We start from the raw sequence: 18,869 nt of genomic DNA, 5'->3' as shown, positions 1-18,869 counted from the left end.
ATACGAATGATAACCGCGGTCTCCGCTGGCTCTGACATGGTGATGGAAACAACGAGCGCTGCCGTCGACAAGATCCGCTGCGATGCCTGTCCGGTGATGTGCTACATCAAGCCGGGCGCGGCGGGCGCCTGCGACCGTTACGCCAACCACGACGGCAAGCTCGTTCGCGTCGATCCGCACGTGATCCTGGAGCGCACCGTCTCGCATGGCGGCAAGCTCGTCCCCTTCAGCCGCACGGAAGACTGGGACGGCAAGATCGTCCACGAGCCTTCAACCTTTGTGACGGCGATCGGAGCGGGCACGACCTATCCCGACTACAAGCCGGCGCCATTCATCGTCTCCGCGGAGGTCGACGGCGTCGACATGGTGACTGTCGTTACCGAGGGAATCTTCTCCTATTGCGGCATCAAGGTGAAGATCGACACCGACCGCTATCTCGGGCCGGAGACCGCGACCGTTCGCGCGCAGGGCGAGGCGGTCGGCCACGTCACCACCAGCGAGTACGGCTCGCAGATGCTCTCGCTCGGCGGCGTGCATCATCTCACCGGCGGCTCCAAGAAGAGGGGCGCGTCACCTGCGACACGCTGATGGATCTCGCCAATTGCAAGGCGGTCGAGCTCACCATCGACGGCGGCGCGAGCGTGGTGGTGCAGGCCGGCCAGCCGCCGGTCGTCAACGGCGTGAAGGAAGAGCGCATGCGGGTCGGCTGCGGCTCGGCGACGATCGGCATGTTCGCGAAGCAGTGGCACGGCAAGGTCGATGAGGTCGTCGTGGTCGACGACCACATCACCGGCGTGCTCTCGGAACATCAGGCCGGCAAGCTGCTCGACATCGCCGATACCGGCATCAAGATGAAGGGCCGCCGTTCGACGCCCGGCCGCTATTTCCAGGTCGCCGATCCCGGCACCGGCTGGGGCGGTACCAATATCTCGGATCCGCTCTCGATCCTCGGCCCATTTGATGCCAAGGAAGCCAAGCCCGGTCTGACCATGCTGATGGTCTCCACCACCGGCGAGCATTCGTCCTATTATGTGCTCGACGAGGCCTTGAAGCCGGTTGAGACCGAGATGCCTGATGACCTGAAGTTTTCGGTCGAGCGCATCCAGGAGAATTGCGAGCCGGCGCTGTGCACGGTGCTGTTCATGGCGGGCGCCGGCGGCTCGCTGCGCGCGGGTGTCACCGACAATCCGGTGCGGCTGACGCGCTCGGTGAAGGACGCGCTGACGCGCGTCACCAGCGGCGGCGCGCCGGTCTATGTCTGGCCCGGCGGCGGCATCACCTACATGGTCGACGTAACGCAGATGCCGGCGGGCGCCTTTGGCTACGTGCCGACGCCGGCGCTGGTCGCGCCGATCGAGTTCACGATGAAGCTGTCCGACTATGCCGCGCTCGGCGGGCACATGGATTATGTGAAGCCGCTGGCGGAGGTGAAGGGCGGTGACGATGTCCGCCAGCTGCCCTGGCAGAATCCGATTCCGGGACGTCGGGCATGACACGGCGCCCGCAAATCGCATTGCTGTCTGATGGCCGGCGGCTGCATTTGCAGGATGGACCGATTGATTTGATCGTGGAGGCGAGGGGCCGCGCGGACGAGGTGCGTGCCGCCTATGAGGCGGCCGCGCGGCGGTTCACCGGACTGCTCGACGAACTCTGCGCGGAATTGCCGGAGCTGCGGATGGCCGCTGCGGGGCGGACTTCGCTGAAGGGCGTGGTCGCGCGGCGGATGCACGCCGCCGTCGCGCCCTATGCCGCTGATTGCTTCATCACGCCGATGGCCGCGGTGGCCGGCAGCGTAGCGGAAGAGATCCTTGGCGCAATGCTCGGAGCCGCAACCCTCAATCAAGCCTACGTCAACAATGGCGGCGATATCGCGCTTCATCTCGGCGAAGGCGAGCATTTTTCGGTCGGTCTGATAGACCGGCCCGATCGCTCCGGCGTGATGCGGACCCTGAGGGTCTATTCAGCCGACCCCATACGCGGGATCGCGACCAGTGGACGCCACGGTCGCAGTTTTTCGCTCGGGATCGCCGACGCGGTGACCGTGTTGGCTGCAACGGCATCGCAGGCCGATGCGGCGGCCACCATCATCGCCAACGCGGTGGATCTGCCGGGACATCCGGCCATCATCCGCAAGCCCGCCAACGAGCTTCAGCCTGACAGCGATCTCGGGGTGCGCCTTGTCACCCGCGAGGTCGGCCAGTTGTCGCACAATGAGATCGCGGCCGCGCTGGAATCTGGCGCGGAATGTGCACGGCAATTATTCGATCGCGGATTGATCGAGGGTGCCGTGTTGCAGCTTTGTGGTGATATGCTTGTCATCGGACCGAAAGATATTGAACGGCAACGATCGCGCCGGCCCATGCTGGAGAACGCGGTTCATGCCTGAACAGGGAAGAGCCTGAGGAAGCAATCATGAGCGCGATCATCCGCAAGATCGTCACCGTCGTCGAAGAGACCCAGATGGAGATGGGGCGTCAGGTGTCGCCGCCGACCCGGCGCGCCGCGGCGATCGCCGTGATCGAGAATCCCTTTGCGGGGAAATATGTCGAAGACCTTTCCCCGCTGATCGCGATCGGCGAGGAGCTGGGCGAGCTGCTGTCGAAGCGCGCGGTGGCGGCGCTCGGCATCGATGGCGCGAAGGCGCAGAGCTACGGCAAGGCCGCAGCCGTCGGCGAGAACGGCGAGCTGGAGCATGCCGCCGCGATCCTGCATCCGAAGATGGGGGTGCCCGTGCGCAAGGTGCTGAGCAAGGGCGCGGCGCTGATCCCATCGTCGAAGAAGCGCAGCGGTCCCGGCACGACGCTGGACATCCCTCTGGGGCACAAGGACGCAGCCTTCGTACGCAGCCATTTCGACGGCATGGAAGTACAGATCAACGATGCGCCGCGCGCCAACGAGATCATGGTTGCGGTTGCCGTCACCGACAGCGGCCGTCCGCTGCCGCGCGTCGGCGGGCTGACGATTGCGGAGATCAAGGGCGAGGACGGTTTGAGATAACGCGATCCGGAGAGCCGGGCACGGGTTCTCCGATCAAATCGTGTGCGAACGACAGAGAAGTTCAAAACTGGAGGTTGGGATGCGAGCAAGAAACGTTTTTGTCGGCGCGGCCTTCGCGCTTCTGGCCGGCGGCATGGCCCATTCGGCCCTGGCGCAGGACATCAAGATCGGCGAGATCAACAGCTATTCGTTGCTGCCGGCCTTCACCGAGCCCTATCGCAAGGGATGGCAGCTCGCGGTCGAACAGATCAACGCGGCCGGCGGCATCAACGGCAAGAAGCTCGTCGTCATCTCCAAGGACGATGGCGGCAAGCCGGCGGATGCGCAGACCGCGGCCAATGAGCTCGTCTCGAGCGAGGGTGTTGCGATGCTCACGGGCACGTTCCTGTCGAACATCGGCCTCGCCGTCAGCGACTTCGCCAACCAGAAGAAGGTGTTCTTCCTCGCGGCCGAGCCGCTCACGGACGCGATCACCTGGTCCAAGGGCAACAAATACACCTTCCGCCTGCGTCCCTCCAACTATATGCAGGCAGCGATGCTGGTGGAAGCAGCCAGCAAGCTGCCCGCGAAACGCTGGGCGACGATCGCGCCGAACTACGAATACGGTCAATCGGCGGTCGCGGTGTTCAAGAAGCTGATGTCGGAGAAGCGCCCGGACATCCAGTGGGTCGACGAGCAATGGCCGCCGCAGGGCAAGATCGACGCGGGCCCGGTGGTGCAGGCGGTGGCCGCGGCCAACCCGGAAGCAATCCTCAACGTCACCTTCGGCGCCGATCTCGTCAAGCTCGTGCGCGAAGGCAACACCCGCGGCCTGTTCAAGGGGCGCGAGGTCGTCTCCTTCCTGACCGGCGAGCCCGAATATCTCGATCCGCTCAAGGACGAGACGCCGGAGGGTTGGATCGTCACCGGCTATCCCTGGTACTCGATCAAGTCGCCCGAGCATGACGCGTTCCTGAAGGCCTACCAGGTCAAGTACAACGACTATCCGCGCCTCGGCTCGATCGTCGGCTACCAGACCATCAAATCGGCGGCGGCAATCCTGGCGAAGGCCGGCTCGGCCGATCCGGAGAAGCTGATCGCGGCAGCTGAAGGGCTGTCGATGCCGTCGCCGTTCGGCGAGATCACCTTCCGCAAGATCGACCATCAGTCGACGCTTGGTGCCTATGTCGGCAAGACCGCGCTGAAGGACGGCAAGGGTGTGATGGTGGACTCGTCCTACAAGAAGGGCGCGGACTATCTGCCTGGTGACGCCGAAGTCGAGAAGCTGCGTCCGAAGGATTGATCTCTCTTTATCCCCTACCTCTCCCCGCAAGAGCGGGGAGAGGTGACTTCAAACCTAACCCGGACCGCCGATGGCCTTTTATGTCGTACAGTTTCTGACCGGTCTCGCCAGCGCAGCGTCGCTGTTCCTGGTGGCCTCGGGCCTGTCGATCATCTTCGGCGTGACGCGGATCGTGAATTTCGCGCATGGCGCCTTCTACATGATCGGCGCCTACATCGCCTTCACGCTCACCGAGCGGCTGTCGGGTGCGTTCGGCTTCTGGGGCGGGATCGTGCTGGCGGCGCTGGCGGTGGCGCTGATCGGCGTCATCGTCGAGATGGTGCTGCTGCGGCGCATCTATCACGCGCCCGAATTGTTCCAGCTGCTCGCGACCTTCGGCCTGACCCTGATGGTCGAAGATCTCGTGGTGCTGATCTGGGGGCCTGACGACCTCGTCGGCCGCCGCGCGCCCGGCTTCAAGGGCGCGATCGATTTCTTCGGCCAGAACATTCCGAGTTATGATCTGTTCCTGATCGTGCTTGGACCCGTGGTGCTCGGCATTCTCTGGCTGCTGTTCCAGCGCACGCGCTGGGGCGTCCTGGTGCGCGCCGCGACGCAGGACCGCGACATGGTCGCCGCGCTCGGCGTGAACCAGAAGTGGCTGTTTACGAGCGTGTTCGCGGTCGGCGTCTTCCTCGCCGCCCTCGGCGGCGCGCTCCAGATCCCGCGCGATGCCGTGCATCACGCCATGGATCTTCGGATCATCGTGGAAGTGTTCGTCGTGGTCGTGATCGGCGGTCTCGGCAGCATCGTCGGTGCGTTCGTTGCGGCGGTGCTGGTGTCCGAGCTCAATGCCTTCGGCATCCTGATCTTTCCGAAGATCTCCATCATCCTGGTCTTCCTGGTGATGGCGGTGGTGCTGATCGTCCGGCCCTGGGCCTGTTCGGCAAGCCCGAGGCGGCCGCGCGCAAGACGCCTGGTCTCACCGTCAATCCCTGGCGCCCGCTGACGTCGAATGAACGGCTGGCGGCTCTTGCCGCGCTCGTCATCGCAGCGACGCTGCCGCTGTTCGCCGGCAATTACGCGCTGACGGTCGGCTCGGAGATCGCGATCTTCGTCATCTTCGCCGTCAGCCTGCACTTCCTGATGTCCGTCGGCGGGCTCGCCTCGTTCGGCCATGCCGCCTATTTCGGGCTTGGTGCCTACGGCATCGCCTTCCTCGCCAAGATGGCGGGGCTGCCGATGATCGTGTGTCTGTTGCTCGGCCCGCTGCTCGGCTGCCTGGGCGCGGCCGTGTTCGGCTTCTTCGCAGTGCAGCTATCCGGCGTCGATTTCGCCATGCTGACGCTCGCCTTCGCGCAGATCGTGTGGTCGATCGCATTCCAGTGGGTGAACGTGACAGGCGGTGACAACGGTATTCTGGGCCTTTGGCCGTCGAGCTGGGCCGCGAGCCCATCGCATTTCTATTGGCTCGCGCTCGGCGTCGCGGCGCTGGTGACCATCGCGCTGCGAGCCATGGTGTTCTCGCCGTTCGGCTATGCACTCCGGGCGACGCGTGACTCGGCGCTGCGCAGCGAAGCGATCGGTATCGACGCGAAGCGTATCCAGTGGACTGCCTTCGTGATCGCAGGCACCACTGCCGGTATCGGCGGCGCGCTGTTCGCCTACCTCAAGGGCAGCGTCTTCCCTGATAATCTCGGCATCTCGCTGTCGGTCGATGCGCTGGTCATGGTGCTGCTCGGGGGCGTCGAAACTGTATCGGGCGCGGTGATCGGCGCCATCGTCTACAAGGCTTTGAACATCTGGCTGGTCAGCCAGACCGATCTATCGAAGCTCGTGCTCGGTGGCTTCATCATGCTGATCGTCGTCGTCTTCCCCAAGGGCATCGTCGGCATGCTGGAGCTGCTGGCGCAGCGCCGTAAGAAAGCATCGCCGCCGGGATCCCCCTTGCTTGCCAAGCCGATCGAGTCCGCCGAATGAGCGTCGCACCCCCACTTCTCGCGGTCGAAGGCCTGACCAAATCCTATGGCGGCATCCATGCCGTGCGCGGTGTCTCGTTCTCGCTGCGCGCCGGCGAGATCCTGGCGCTGATCGGGCCGAATGGCGCCGGCAAGAGCACCTGCTTCGACATGCTCAACGGCCAGAACAAGCCGGATTCCGGCCATGTCCGTCTGCTCGGCGAAGAGATCACCGGCAGGAAGCCGCGCGATGTCTGGCGCCTCGGCGTCGGGCGCACGTTTCAGATCACGGCGACCTTCGCTACCATGACCGTGCGCGAGAACGTGCAGGTCGCGCTGATCTCGCACGGGAAGCAGCTGTTCAATCTGTTCGGCTCGGCGCCGAAGTTCGACCGCGGCGAGGCCGGCCGTCTGCTCGAGCTGGTCGGCATGAGCGGCTACGCGGATCGGCCCTGCGGCGAGCTCGCCTATGGCGACCTCAAGCGGCTCGAGCTTGCGGTCGCGCTTGCCAACCAGCCAAAGCTGCTCTTGATGGACGAACCGACCGCCGGCATGGCGCCGCGCGAGCGCGTCGACCTGATGCGGCTGACCGCGCAGATCGCGCGGGAGAAATCGATCGGCGTGCTCTTCACCGAGCACGACATGGACGTCGTGTTCGAGCATGCCGACCGCATCATCGTGCTCAACCGCGGCACGCTGATCGCCGAGGGTTCGCCGGCCGAGGTGCGCGGCAATCCGCAGGTGCAGGCGGTCTATCTCGGCGAGGGCCTTGTCTACGATGCCCGCCATCGCGAGGGAGCCTCGACATGAAGCTGACGGTCGAAGCGCTCAACAGCCATTATGGTCCGGCGCATATCCTGTTCGATATCGGCTTCGAGGTCGGCGAGGGCGAGGTCGTCGCGCTGCTCGGGCGCAACGGCGCCGGCAAGTCGACGACCTTTCGCTCCATTGTCGGCCTCGTCGCGCAGCGAACCGGCCGCATCACGTTCGAAGGGAAGGACGTCTCGGTGCGTCCGACGCATGAGATCGTGCGCGAAGGGCTCGGCTATGTGCCGGAGGAGCGGCGCATCTTCACGGACCTGACCGTCGAGGAGAATCTCGAGGTCGGCCGCCAGCCCAAGCGTCCGAACGCGCCGCACTGGACGCGCGAAAAACTGTTCGCGCTGTTTCCAAACCTGGGTGAGATGAAGAATCGTCCGGGCGGGCGCATGAGCGGCGGCGAGCAGCAGATGCTCACCATCGCGCGCACGCTGATGGGCAATCCGTCGCTGGTGCTGCTGGACGAGCCTTCGGAGGGCCTGTCGCCGAAGATCGTGGAGCAGATGGTCGATGCCATCCTGACCATGAAGAAGGAAGGCGTCAGCATCGTCGTCTCCGAGCAGAATCTGCATTTCGCGCGGCTGATTTCCGATCGCGCCTACATCATCGAGCGCGGCCGCATCTGCTTCGGCGGCACCATGGCTGAGCTCGACGCACGTCCGGATATCCGCGACGCGCATCTGTCGTTGTGAGGGCAAAGGGAAGGGCAGCGAACGGATGGCGAGAAGCGTTGCGGCAAAGAAGAACGCCAAACCGGCAAAACCGCCTTACGTGCTCGACGAGCAGGTTGGCTTCATCCTGCGCCAGGTGTGGCAGCGTCACAGTTCGATCTTCTCCCGTGACATCGGCACCAATTTGACACCGACCCAATGGGCGGCGCTGTCGAAGCTCGCCGAGACCGGGCCGTGCTCGCAGAACCAGCTCGGACGTCTGACGGCGATGGACGTTGCGACCATCAAGGGCGTGATCGACCGCCTGACGGCGCGCGGCCTGACGGAAACGAGCCAGGATCCCGAAGATGGACGGCGTTTGCTGGTCAGCTTGACGCGCGCCGGTCAGCAGCTTGCCGAGAAGCTGGCGCCGAACGCGCTTGCGATCACCCGCGAGACGCTGGCGCCGCTCGACGCAAAAGAGCGCGAGACGCTGATGGCGCTGCTCAATAAGCTCCGGTGATGTCGGTCTCGTAGGGTGGGCAAAGGCGCGCTGGCGCCGTGCCCACCATTTCTGCGACTGGAGAAAGAATGGTGGGCACGCTTTCGCTTTGCCCACCCTACGGCACCGCTCCCCTGGCCTACTTCGCTACCACTTCCGGTACCTTGCCCGCCGGCGGCGTGTTGCGGCTGCGCTGGGTGCGGACGATGCCGTCGATGATGGTCATGCCGATGCCGGGGAGATCGCCGAGTTGAACGCTCTCCAAAATGGTCTTGCCCGGCGAGTGCTGCGCCTTGTCCATGATGACGAAGTCGGCGGAGCGGCCGACCTCGATCAGGCCGCAATCGAGCTCGCGCATCCGCGCAGTGTTGCCGGTGGCAAGGCAGAAGGCGATCTCGGCCGGCAGCTCGCCGAGCGAGGATAGCATCGACACCATGCGCAAGATACCGAGCGGCTGCACGCCGGAGCCGGCCGGCGCGTCGGTGCCGAGGATGACGCGGTGCAGATCGCCCATATCGCGGGCGGTGCGCAGCGTGAACAGGGCCGAGCGCTCGTTGCCGTTGTGCACGAGCTCGAGGCCGCGCTTGCAGCCCTCGCAGATGCAGCGGATCTGGTCGTCGGGAAGCGCCGTGTGGCCGCCATTGATGTGGCCAACCACGTCGGTATCGGCCTCCAGCACCACGTCCTTGTCGATCAGGCCGGAGCCGGGGATCGAGGGGCCGCCGGTATGGATCGTGCTCTGGATGCCGTATTTACGCGCCCAGCCGACCATTTTCCGCGCGGTCGGACCATCCTTGACGCCACCGAGCCCGACTTCGCCGAGCAGCTTGACGCCGTTGGCGGCCATCTCCTTGAAATCCTCCTCGACCATCTCGCACTCGATCACCGGCGCGCCGGCGTGAACCTTCACGCCGCCGGGGCGCAAGGTCCAGAACGCGCGCTGGGCGTATACGGCCATGGCCTTGAGACCGACAACGTCGCGGGGGCGGCCGGGCATATGCACTTCGCCGGCCGAGATCATGGTGGTGACGCCGCCATGGAGGTAGCTGTCGATCCAGTTGATCTGGTTCTGCCGCGGCGTCCAGTCGCCGGCAACGGGATGGACGTGGCTGTCGATCAGGCCCGGCGCGACCGTGGTGCCGTGGGCGTCGACGATGGTGGTCGCGCCTTCGGTATCGACGTCCTTGAAGCGGCCGATCGCGGTGATCTTGCCGTTCTCGGCAACGATGGTGTCGCCGTCCAGGATCGGCCTTTCCAGGGCGCCGGACAGGATCAGGCCGATATTCCGGATCACGAGCTTCGAGGGTCCGGTGGCCTGGGGTGCGTCATGCGCCATGGAAGGGGCTCCTTATTCCTAACTGCAACGCTTCCGATCTTGGGCAGCCTTGACCGCGGGATCAAGCCGGATTATTCATTAGTATACGAATGATCGTGTACAAACGACGCATAGCTGCCCGCCTCGGAACCGCATTGGAAGCGACAGGGAAGGTGAGATGAGCAATTTCAATCAGGAAAGCGTTTTGAGCGTCCACCACTGGACCGACACGCTGTTCTCCTTCAAGACCACCCGCAGCCCGACCTTCCGTTTCCGCAACGGCGAATTCACCATGATCGGGCTCAAGGTCGGCGAGAAGCCGCTGCTGCGGGCCTACAGCGTCGCCAGCGCCAATTACGAGGACACGCTGGAGTTCTTCTCGATCAAGGTGCCGGACGGCCCGCTGACCTCGCGGCTTCAGCACCTGAAGGAAGGCGACGAGATCATCGTCAGCCGCAAGGCCACCGGCACGCTGGTGATCGACAATCTGGAAGAGGGCCGTAACCTCTATCTCATCGGCACCGGCACCGGCCTTGCGCCGTTCCTGAGCGTGATCAAGGACCCCGAGACCTACGAGCGCTTCGAGAAGGTGGTGCTGCTGCACGGCTGCCGGCACGTCAGGGAGCTCGCCTATGGCGAGATGATCACTGAGACGCTGCCCAAGGACGAGCTGATCGGCGAGTACATCCAGAACCAGCTGATCTACTACCCGACCGTGACTCGCGATCCCTTCCGCAACCGCGGCCGCATCACCGACCTCATCACGTCAGGTAAGCTGTTCACCGACATCGGCCTGCCGGCCCTGGAAGCCGCCCACGACCGCGTCATGATCTGCGGCAGTCCGGCCCTGGTCGCGGACACCCGCGTGCTGCTGGGCGAACGCGGCTTCGTCGAGGGCAATCACGGCGAGCCGGCCCAGTTCGTGGTCGAAAAGGCCTTTGCCGAACGCTGAGCCATTTCCCTTCCGATGAGTCGGAACGGGGGGCTCTGGATTCTCATTTTGACGCGTTTTCTTTACGCGAACCGATGTCCGCTTCGCTCGAAAACGCTATAGGCCCCGTAATTCCTGCCCAATAAGGTCGCATTTTCGCCGCCGGGCGCCCGTTGCGGCGCCGATTCGGCGCACGATACTATATGGGAGCGAATCAGCGGAGTTCCCACATGGTTGCGGACAGCGACAGCAACATCGCCTGGCACCGGGTCCAGTTGAAGAAGAATCGCGCCGAGTTGAAGGCGCTGGAGACTGCGCGCTTCACGATGGGCGAGATCGCCTCGTCGAAGCGGAACGGCCACACCCAGAAGACCATCGCGGAACTCAAGCGCAAGATCGCGCAGTCCGAGCGCGTGATCGCCGATCACGACAAGCGCACGCGCCGACCGCTCGCAACCGACCTGCAAAGCCTCAGCAATGGCAGCTGGAGCCATTGGGACGCCTACACCAGCCAGCAGCAGCGCAAGACCGGGCAGCGATCTCCGGGACGCGGATAGGTCTTGCGACGTCTGCGGCCGAAGCAGGTGCACGTTGCGACCTTGCATCGGCCGCGCCGCGCACCATCTGGTTGAGACGCCAGCAATCACTCCGGTGAACCCATGACAGCGCGTCTCGATTTCACCAGCGAGGCCTTCTTTCGCGATCCGGCCAAGGCGATCGCGACGCTGCGCATGTCCGGCCCCGTGGTCGCGACGCGATTTCCTCTCGTCGGCGACGTCTGGATCACCACGACCCATGACGCTACCGCGCAGGTCCTGAAGGACGGCACCACCTTCACGCTGCGCAAGGAGGATGGCGACGTCGCCGGTCTGCGCTGGTGGATGCCGAGATACGTCAGGACCATCGCCAACAACATGCTGACGATGGACGAGCCGGATCACACCAGGCTGCGCAGCATCGTGGACGAGGCTTTTCGTCGGCGCGCCATCGTCGCGATGGAGCCGCGCATCCGCGCCATCGCCGACGATCTCGCCGACGAACTCTTTGCGAACGGAAGTCCGGTCGATCTCGTCCAGCGCTACGCGCGTATCCTGCCGCTCGCGGTGATCTCCGAGCTCCTGGGCCTGCCTCCGGCGGACCGTCCGCGATTCATCGCCTGGGCCAACACGATGTCCTCGCTGACCAATGCCGTCAGCTTCTTCCGCCTGCTGTTCGCGTTCCGCAAGATGCGCGCCTACCTCGAACGGCAGTTGCAGATCGCGCGTCTAAAGGGCGGCGAAGGCCTGATCGCGGAGCTGGTCCAGGTCGAGCGCGAGGGTGGCCAGATCACGCCGGATGAAATGGTCTCGATGGTGTTTCTGCTGCTTGCGGCCGGCTCGGAGACCACCACGCATCTCATCAGCGGTTCGGCTTACGAACTGCTCAGGAATCCTGGGTTGCGCGATTGGCTCGAAGGAGACTGGAGCCGCGTCGGCCTCGCCGTCGAGGAGTTCCTGCGCTTCGTCTCGCCAGTGCAATTCTCCAAGCCGCGCTATGGGCGGCGGGATGTCGAGGTCGACGGCGTGCGCCTGAAGAAGGGCGATCGCGTCATGGTGATGCTCGCCGCGGCGAACATGGATCCCACGGTGCACGATCGTCCCGAGAAGCTCGATCTCGAACGCAAACCTAACCGCCACCTCTCGTTCGGAACAGGAATCCATTTCTGCCTTGGCCACCAGCTCGCGCGCATCGAGGCGGCGTGCGCGTTGGAAGCGCTGTTCGTGCGATGGCCGAAGCTTGGCTTGGCCGTCGATCCCGCCGCGGTCCGCTGGCGCAGGCGGCCGGGTTTGCGCGCGATTGCAAATCTTCCCGTCTCGACTGAGGGTCGCGGAACACCGGCGGCGCGCGCGGAAGCGATGATTGATCGTTCCCTCACCGCGGCGGGCTGAGATCGGCTCCCTTCGGAAAATCTTGGTCGAGCGTTATCAGCCAGGAACGGTGTGCCGTTGGTCCTGTTGTCATTAGGACGTCGGAGACGACGGGAGTTCCTTGGCCGCATGTCGCAGATCGACGTCTTAACGGGAGACAAGATCATGGCCAGCAAGATGCCACCTGTTCCGCCGGATAATCAGAGCCCGAAGGGAACCGGCGATACCAAGCAAGAGTCGCCCAATCAGACCCCGCGCGGTCAACAGCGCGTGGAAAATCCCGATCAGCAGGGACAGCAGGGCAACATCAAGCAGAACACGACCAATCAAGGCTATCAGCAAGATCGCTGAGGAGGGTGACGTTCATGTCGACATCCACCAAGACACCGAACAGCATTCGTCAGGGCGGACCTGGCGCTTCGCATGAGAATGCGAAGGCCCCGTTGGAGGTGAAGAAGCCGCCGGCGGACGATTTGCAGCGCAGCCATAGCCGGATCTCCGGCGGAGGCGGCGAGCGCGATTCTCATCACAGTCACGATGAAGCCGGAAAGGGCGGAGGCAGGTAGTTCATGAGCAGCAAGCAACCCAAATTGTACAGGCCGAGCGAAAAGGACATGCGTGACAATCCTCTGATCGGAGGATCGAAGGGGGCCACCATGGCGGGCGTGTCACCCGACGATCTCGAAGATGCTCTCGGCGAGAACACGATCGAAGGCGATCGCGAGAACGATGTCGGCATCGGCGGCGGCATCGACAAGGACGTCGCACATGGCGGCGCGCACCGAAGAGGTCGGTAGCTTCGGAGAACGAGCATGCAAGGCAAAAAGACCCACGAGCAGCAGGTTCGCATCCTCGAGCGCAAGCCCGATGTTCCGAACGCGCGCGAGCTCGATCAGGCGATCGGTCGCAAGTCCCGGGACGCTGCCATCCATCACGCGCGTCCGGACGTCAGGCACAGCGAATACGCGGTAAGTCGCGGCGGCCTCAATCAGGAGAGCGACCACAACAAGCACAACGATCCCGGCCAGAGCGGCCACAAGCCGCCGAAGCCAATGCCGGCACAACAGAAACAGTGAGCCTTCAAAGGGGGCGATCACTGCAAGAGGAGAAACCGATGCCAGCTGGGAACGGCAGTAAGACGCACTTCAGATCGGGCATGCATGGCAAGGGCGATGGCACTGGCGCCATGGCCGATATTCCCAAGGACAAGATCGGCGACAACATGGTGCTGTCCAATCGCGACAAGACGCAACATTCGGACATTCGTGGCATGGATGGCAAATTCATCCAGACCGAGCAGTATCAGGATCACGCAGCCAACCGGCTCGACGAGGAGCCAGGGACTGACGAGACCTGATAGGGGGCGTTCCTCCCGATCAACTCGCGGACCGGTGTTCAGCCGGTCCGCTTTTTGTCGGCGCGAGATCGCGCTCCCAGCCGAACACCGAGCGGCCGTCGAGATCGGGCGAGGCGGCGCGCTCGCCGGCGATGTAGGCTTCGACCGAGGGACCTCGTGCGGTCCGCTCCAGCCGCCGCGCCTGGTCGTCGAGGCGCTTGATCGCCTGCATCTCTTCTTCGCGCCCGAGCTTGGCGGTCTGGATCGCGCCCTTCAGCACGCGGATAGTCTCGTCATAGACTTTGATCGGAACGGGGTAGGGATGCCGGTCCTTGCCGCCATGGGCGAGCGAAAAGCGCGCGGGATCTTTGAAACGATAGGGCGCGCCGTGCACGACCTCGGCGACCATCGCAAGTGAGCGCACCGTGCGCGCACCGACGCCGGGCGTCAGCAACAGCTCCGGGAAATCGACCGGGCCGCGCTCGGCCGCGGCAGCGAGGGTGCCGTGCAGGCGGCGTGCGAACACGTCCTTGGGGCGGACGTCGTGATGCGCGGGCATGATCAGGTGCGGCAGCATGGCTTGCGCCGGCTCGAGGCCGGTGAGCCGTTCGAACTCGGAGACGATGCGATCCGGGCCGAGGCCGCTCAACAGCTCGAGCTGCGCGGTGCGCGAGACGTCGGCGCGATGGTCGGTGAGATTGACGATCTCGCCTTGCTGCGGACCGTCGATCGCACTGTGCGGCGTATCGACAAAACTCTTCAGCGCCTCGGAATGCCAGTGATAGCGGCGGGCCTGCCGCTTGTCGCCGTTCATGCCCTGCTGCACCACGGTCCATTTGCCGTCCGCGGTGACGAAGAATCCGTGGAGATAGAGGTCGAAGCCGTCTTGCACCGCCGCGCTGTCGACTTTCGCCACCAGGCGGCTGGCACGCGTCAGCTTGGCGCCGTCGAAGCCGACGCGCTCGCCGAGCTGCAACAGCTCGCCCGGCGTCTTGCGCGAATGCTGGCCGCGGCCGCCACAGACATAGATGCCGAGTTCGTCCTGGAGCGGTCCGAGTCCACGCTTCAGCGCGCCGATCACGGAGGTCGTGATGCCCGAGGAGTGCCAGTCCATCCCCATCACGGCGCCAAATGATTGAAACCAGAACGGATGCGACAGCCGCTGAAGAAACGCATCACGGCCGTAATGATGAACGATCGCCTCAGTGACGATCGCGCCAAGGGAAGCCATGCGGCTCGCAAGCCACGCCGGAACCCGCCCGGTGTGGAGAGGAAGATCGGCGCTGCCGGTACGTCGAGTCATGAGCATCTCAAGTTAGCGCAATTCGGCAACGGTTGCATCAGCGGAATGATGCGTTGCAACGGATGGGGGAGCCAAGCTGACCGGCAGGCGTTGAGCGGGCTATGCGAATGCAATGTTGGGGACAGCAATGAGTTGGCAGGCCCTCATGGCCGACATCGACGGGATGTTCGGCTGGATACCGTCTTGGTTTGTCGGCCTCGGCCTGGTTGCCGGCGCGATCCTGCTTGCCCTTTCTCTCTATCGGTTCGCGGCCTGGCTGCTCAAGCGCGCCTTCGGAACTCGTCTGCCGCTTCTGAGCGTGTTCATCGACCGGACCGCCGGTCCGGCCCAACTCGCCCTTTGCCTCGCTGCCGTCGCGCTGGTGCTGCCGCTTGCGCCACTCGACGATATGATCCGAACGCCGCTGATGCGGCTGTTCGTCGTCGCCGTCATCGCGCTGATCGGCTGGATCTCGATCCGGATCGTCGACATGAGTGCGGCGCGCTATCTCCAGAACTTTCGCGACGTCACCGAGAACTTCATCGCGCGCAAGCACGTCACGCAGGTGCGCGTGTTCAAGCGCGTCACCGACACCATCATCGTCATCATCACGGTGTCCGCCGCGTTGATGACGTTCGATTCGGTGAAGCAATATGGCGTCAGCCTGTTCGCCTCCGCCGGTGCCGCCGGTATCATCGTCGGTCTTGCCGCGCGGCCGCTGCTGAGCAATCTGATCGCGGGCTTGCAGATCGCCATCACCCAGCCGATCCGCATCGAGGATGCCGTGATCATCGAGAACGAGTGGGGATGGGTCGAGGACATCGCCGCGACCTATGTCGTGATCCGGCTATGGGACTGGCGCCGCATGGTGGTGCCGCTGTCCTATTTCATCGAAAAGCCGTTCCAGAACTGGACCCGCGACACCGCCTCCCTGATCGGCATCATCGCGCTCCACGTCGATTACCGTGCCGATGTGGCGCGCATCCGTGGCTGGCTGGAGGAGGCGGTGAAGCACTCCAAGCTCTGGGATGGCGCGGTGGTCAATCTCCAGGTGATCGACGCGGATTCGCGCACCATCGAGCTTCGCGCGCTGGTCAGCGCGCGCAATGCGCCGCAATCCTGGGACCTGCGCTGCGAGATCAGGGAAAAGCTGGTGGCGTTCATCCGCGACGAGATGCCGGAGGCGCTGCCGCGCGATCGCGCGATCCTGATCCCGTCGGCCGACGATGACGGCGATCTTCTCCAGCGCGTCGCGCCACCGGAGAAGATGCGGGCGAGTGCACGCGACTGAAGCCGATCAGCCGGCACCAACCACGGCCGCGTCGGTTTGCCGCTCGGAGCGCGGTCGCCGCTTACGCAATTTCCGCCGCGCCCAGATCAGGAGGCCGGTCGAGAGCAGCGTGAGCAGTGCGATCGACGTGACGACGTTGAGCGGCGAGGCGATCAGCGCCGACCAGTTTCCCTCATGGATCAGGCGCGGCCAGTTGCGCGGCAGCGGTGTGACGTCGGACGAGCTCACGGCATAGGCGCGCAGTTCTCCGCCGTCATAGATGCGCGCCATGACGCGGCCTCCGCGTGTGCCGATCGAGATCACATGCGACATGTCATGGGAGGCCGCGACCATCCGAATCGCGTCGGGCAGGAGAAGAGGACGGCCGGCGCCGGCCGGCGCGGTCGCGCTCTGAAAGGTGAGGCCGAAGGCCATGCACAGGCCGGTCAGCGGGCTCAAGAGGACGAGCGGTAGCGCGAACCAGGCCGTGCCCTTGTGCCATCCGGACAGCGTGTTGCGCAGCCGCGGCAGCCCCATGAGGATGCCGAGCACCATCAGGGCCATCATGGCTATGGTCGAACTCGTCACCAGCCACGCCTGGCCGAGCAGTCGCTCATGCGTGATCCGCGCCCACAGGAAGAGATCGCTGAGGCCGGAGCTGGCGGCGGCAGGCGCGCCGGTCACGAGGTCGATTGCCGGCATGCCGGTGCCCTGCAACGTCATCCGTTGACCGGCCGCATTGATCGAAAGCCCGCGCGCCTTGCTGTCCGGATCGTACCTCTTCACCAGCTCGACGACGCGTCCGGGATCGATCTCCGGACCGCCGATGCCACTGACTTGCACCACGGGCTCGAAGGACAGGATCAGGCCGGTGGCGATGATCGCGAACAGGGGAAGCGCAAAGACCAGCGTGATCCAGCGATGGAGTGTCAACAATAAAGGCTTGCTCATTCTCTGTCTCCGGCGATGCCAGGTTTTGGTCGCCTAACGCAGGCCCGAAGACAAATGACGCTTTGTCCATGTTGCAGCGTTGATCTGCAGCAAATGGAGCCGAGGCTATCGGCGATGCTGCGATCGCCAATCGTTCGCATGTTTTCGACAGGCTGCAGCAGCCGCGTCGTGCGTTCGAGATCGGCAACACCTACTCGCGCGTCGCCCCAGTCGCGCCGCGCAAGCCGGCCTGCCGCTGGATCGTGTCGAGCGCGCCGGATGACTGCTCGTCCGCCACGAAGCGGTTGAGCAGCGGGAGCGCGTCTTCGCGTCCTTTCGGAATTGCGATCGCCATATGCTCGACGCCCCAATTGCCGTCGAGAATCCTTGCGCCCGGCATCTGGTCGGAGATCTCGAACAGCGTCGGCTTGTTGGTCGCGTAGAGATCGATCTCGCCACGGCCGAACATGCCGACGGCCATCTTGACGCTTTCGGTGGGAACGATGGTCGCGTTTTTGAGCTTGGCCGGCAGCGTGCGCTCGGAGGTCGAACCCTTGGTGACGCCGATCTTCACGCCGGGCTTGTCGATGTCCTCCACCTTGCCGATCGGCGAATTGGCCGGGACGAGAAAGCCGAGCTCGATCGCCAGCACCGGTTGGCTCATGAGGCGAGCCTCACTGGGCGCGGATGTTGGCGGCCTTCAGCACCGGCTCCCATTTCGTCGCCTCGGCATGCATATAGGCGTCGAAGTCCTTGGCGGAGGAGCCGACTGGGGTGGCGCCGATCTTGCTGAGCGTCGACAGGACGCTTGGATCCTGCAATGCCGCCTTGAGGTCGGTTTCGAGCTTGGCGACGATCTCCGGCGGCATCTTCGCCGGGCCGAGCACACCCCACCAGACCGAGACGTCGTAGCCGGGCACGCCGGCTTCCGCGACGGTCGGAACATCCGGCAACGCCTTGGAGCGCTGGGCCGAGGTCACCGCGAGTGCGCGCACCGGGCCGCCTTCGAGCTGGCCGATCGCTTCCGCGAGCGGATTGATGCTGAGCGGAATCTCGCCGGCGATCACCGCCGTGAGCGCCGGAGCGCCGCCCTTGTAGGGGATCGCCACGATCTTGCTGCCCGACATGTATTTGAGCAGCTCGCCGGCCAGATGCGCCGAGGTGCCGTTGCCGGACATGCCGTAGGAGAGCTTGTCCGGCTCCTTCTTCGCCGCAGCCAGGAGATCGCCAAGCGTCTCGTACGGGCTATCCTTGGCCACGACGATCGCGAGCGGCGAGGAGGCGACCTCGGTGATCCCAGTGAAATCCTTGAAGGTGTCGTAGGGCACGCTCGGATAGATGAATTGGTTGAGCGGATGACCACTCGCCACCAGGATCAGCGTGTAGCCGTCGGGTGCGGCCTGCGTCAGCGCTTGCGAGGCGACGATGCCGCCGGCGCCCGGACGGTTGTCGATCACCGGCTGCTGGCCCCAGGTCTTCGCCAGTGCCTGGCCCAGCGTGCGCGCGAGCACGTCGACCGCGCCGCCGGCGGCGTAGGGGACCAGAATGTGGACCGGCTTGTTCGGGTAACTTTCGGCGGCCTGCGCGGCGCCGCCCGCCAGCAGCAGACCGGCACCCAGCATCAACCCGCCGATCTTCTTGTTCAAACGCAGCATTTCCCAGCACTCCTTAAAAGGCATTCGCGCGCCTGCCGGCGGTCTCCATGCCGTTC

Annotated in this window: 20 protein-coding genes and 2 pseudogenes; 17 read left to right on the top strand and 5 right to left on the bottom strand. The window is 64.6% G+C overall.

Annotation, left to right across the window (positions count from 1 at the left end; genetic code table 11):
* Positions 1-36 precede the first annotated feature (36 nt).
* The 8 genes and pseudogenes from ACSKB8_RS35325 to ACSKB8_RS35290 all read left to right on the top strand — a co-directional run bounded on the left by ACSKB8_RS35325 (position 37) and on the right by ACSKB8_RS35290 (position 8,208).
* Positions 37-1,493: pseudogene (locus ACSKB8_RS35325) on the top strand (6-hydroxynicotinate reductase).
* Positions 1,490-2,386 (top strand): UPF0280 family protein, encoded by an 897-nt coding sequence (locus ACSKB8_RS35320; RefSeq protein ID WP_438109119.1) that lies wholly within the window; start codon positions 1,490-1,492, stop codon positions 2,384-2,386. Before ACSKB8_RS35325 ends, ACSKB8_RS35320 begins: the two are co-directional and overlap by 4 nt.
* 26 nt (positions 2,387-2,412) lie before the next feature.
* Positions 2,413-2,997 (top strand): amino acid synthesis family protein, encoded by a 585-nt coding sequence (locus tag ACSKB8_RS35315; protein ID WP_438109117.1) that lies wholly within the window; start codon positions 2,413-2,415, stop codon positions 2,995-2,997.
* 79 nt (positions 2,998-3,076) lie between these two features.
* On the top strand, positions 3,077-4,279 hold the full coding sequence (locus ACSKB8_RS35310) for an ABC transporter substrate-binding protein (RefSeq protein ID WP_438109116.1): 1,203 nt from the start codon (positions 3,077-3,079) through the stop codon (positions 4,277-4,279).
* A 70-nt stretch (positions 4,280-4,349) separates the two neighbouring features.
* Positions 4,350-6,238 (top strand): annotated as a pseudogene (locus ACSKB8_RS35305) (ABC transporter permease).
* Entirely contained in the window at positions 6,235-7,026 is a 792-nt protein-coding gene (locus ACSKB8_RS35300; RefSeq protein ID WP_128934453.1) for an ABC transporter ATP-binding protein, read from the top strand. Before ACSKB8_RS35305 ends, ACSKB8_RS35300 begins: the two are co-directional and overlap by 4 nt.
* Positions 7,023-7,727 carry an ABC transporter ATP-binding protein gene (locus tag ACSKB8_RS35295; protein WP_438109114.1) on the top strand — a complete coding sequence of 235 codons (705 nt, stop codon included), beginning with the start codon at positions 7,023-7,025 and terminating at the stop codon, positions 7,725-7,727. The genes ACSKB8_RS35300 and ACSKB8_RS35295 overlap by 4 nt, the downstream gene beginning before the upstream one ends.
* A 25-nt stretch (positions 7,728-7,752) precedes the next feature.
* The gene (locus ACSKB8_RS35290) at positions 7,753-8,208 is read left to right on the top strand and encodes a MarR family winged helix-turn-helix transcriptional regulator (protein WP_091888638.1); all 456 of its coding nucleotides are present in this window, start codon (positions 7,753-7,755) and stop codon (positions 8,206-8,208) included.
* A gap of 118 nt (positions 8,209-8,326) precedes the next feature.
* Here ACSKB8_RS35290 and ACSKB8_RS35285 read toward each other — a convergent pair whose 3' ends face one another.
* Positions 8,327-9,523 (bottom strand): amidohydrolase family protein, encoded by a 1,197-nt coding sequence (locus ACSKB8_RS35285; protein WP_438109112.1) that lies wholly within the window; start codon positions 9,521-9,523, stop codon positions 8,327-8,329.
* 157 nt (positions 9,524-9,680) lie between these two features.
* Between ACSKB8_RS35285 and ACSKB8_RS35280 the strand changes: the two genes are divergently transcribed.
* From ACSKB8_RS35280 to ACSKB8_RS35245, 8 genes are all read left to right on the top strand, one after another.
* Entirely contained in the window at positions 9,681-10,454 is a 774-nt protein-coding gene (locus ACSKB8_RS35280) for a ferredoxin--NADP reductase (protein ID WP_438109111.1), read from the top strand.
* Positions 10,455-10,663: 209 nt separating this feature from the next.
* Positions 10,664-10,990 carry a hypothetical protein gene (locus ACSKB8_RS35275; RefSeq protein ID WP_438109109.1) on the top strand — a complete coding sequence of 109 codons (327 nt, stop codon included), beginning with the start codon at positions 10,664-10,666 and terminating at the stop codon, positions 10,988-10,990.
* A gap of 102 nt (positions 10,991-11,092) precedes the next feature.
* Positions 11,093-12,361 (top strand): cytochrome P450, encoded by a 1,269-nt coding sequence (locus ACSKB8_RS35270; RefSeq protein ID WP_438109108.1) that lies wholly within the window; start codon positions 11,093-11,095, stop codon positions 12,359-12,361.
* Between the two features lie 144 nt (positions 12,362-12,505).
* A complete protein-coding gene (locus ACSKB8_RS35265) occupies positions 12,506-12,691 on the top strand; it encodes a hypothetical protein (RefSeq protein ID WP_438110799.1) in 186 nt (61 codons plus the stop codon).
* A 14-nt stretch (positions 12,692-12,705) separates the two neighbouring features.
* On the top strand, positions 12,706-12,906 hold the full coding sequence (locus ACSKB8_RS35260) for a hypothetical protein (RefSeq protein ID WP_091888628.1): 201 nt from the start codon (positions 12,706-12,708) through the stop codon (positions 12,904-12,906).
* Positions 12,907-12,954: 48 nt separating this feature from the next.
* Positions 12,955-13,137, top strand: a complete 183-nt coding sequence (locus ACSKB8_RS35255; RefSeq protein WP_245471220.1) for a hypothetical protein — start codon at positions 12,955-12,957, stop codon at positions 13,135-13,137.
* Positions 13,138-13,152: 15 nt separating this feature from the next.
* Positions 13,153-13,416, top strand: a complete 264-nt coding sequence (locus ACSKB8_RS35250) for a hypothetical protein (protein ID WP_438109106.1) — start codon at positions 13,153-13,155, stop codon at positions 13,414-13,416.
* 38 nt (positions 13,417-13,454) lie between these two features.
* Positions 13,455-13,697, top strand: coding sequence for a hypothetical protein (locus ACSKB8_RS35245; RefSeq protein WP_165405375.1), 243 nt, complete (start codon positions 13,455-13,457; stop codon positions 13,695-13,697).
* A 19-nt stretch (positions 13,698-13,716) separates the two neighbouring features.
* Here ACSKB8_RS35245 and ACSKB8_RS35240 read toward each other — a convergent pair whose 3' ends face one another.
* Positions 13,717-14,979: a DUF763 domain-containing protein gene (locus ACSKB8_RS35240; RefSeq protein WP_438109105.1), complete on the bottom strand. Its 1,263-nt coding sequence runs from the start codon at positions 14,977-14,979 to the stop codon at positions 13,717-13,719.
* 127 nt (positions 14,980-15,106) lie between these two features.
* On the opposite strand from ACSKB8_RS35240, the gene ACSKB8_RS35235 reads away from it, so the two are divergent.
* Entirely contained in the window at positions 15,107-16,249 is a 1,143-nt protein-coding gene (locus ACSKB8_RS35235; RefSeq protein WP_438109103.1) for a mechanosensitive ion channel family protein, read from the top strand.
* 6 nt (positions 16,250-16,255) lie between these two features.
* On the opposite strand, the gene ACSKB8_RS35230 is transcribed toward ACSKB8_RS35235, so the two are convergent.
* From ACSKB8_RS35230 to ACSKB8_RS35220, 3 genes are all read right to left on the bottom strand, one after another.
* On the bottom strand, positions 16,256-17,179 hold the full coding sequence (locus ACSKB8_RS35230; protein WP_438109102.1) for a PepSY domain-containing protein: 924 nt from the start codon (positions 17,177-17,179) through the stop codon (positions 16,256-16,258).
* A 190-nt stretch (positions 17,180-17,369) separates the two neighbouring features.
* Positions 17,370-17,822, bottom strand: a complete 453-nt coding sequence (locus ACSKB8_RS35225) for a hypothetical protein (protein WP_438109100.1) — start codon at positions 17,820-17,822, stop codon at positions 17,370-17,372.
* A 10-nt stretch (positions 17,823-17,832) separates the two neighbouring features.
* Positions 17,833-18,813 carry a tripartite tricarboxylate transporter substrate binding protein gene (locus ACSKB8_RS35220; protein ID WP_438109098.1) on the bottom strand — a complete coding sequence of 327 codons (981 nt, stop codon included), beginning with the start codon at positions 18,811-18,813 and terminating at the stop codon, positions 17,833-17,835.
* Positions 18,814-18,869: the final 56 nt, after the last annotated feature.

Origin of the sequence: Bradyrhizobium sp. BR 1432 (assembly GCF_051547705.1) — a bacterium.
GTDB lineage: Bacteria > Pseudomonadota > Alphaproteobacteria > Rhizobiales > Xanthobacteraceae > Bradyrhizobium > Bradyrhizobium zhanjiangense.
Note: the sequence above shows the minus strand (reverse complement) of the source record. Positions and strands in the feature narration are given on the sequence as shown.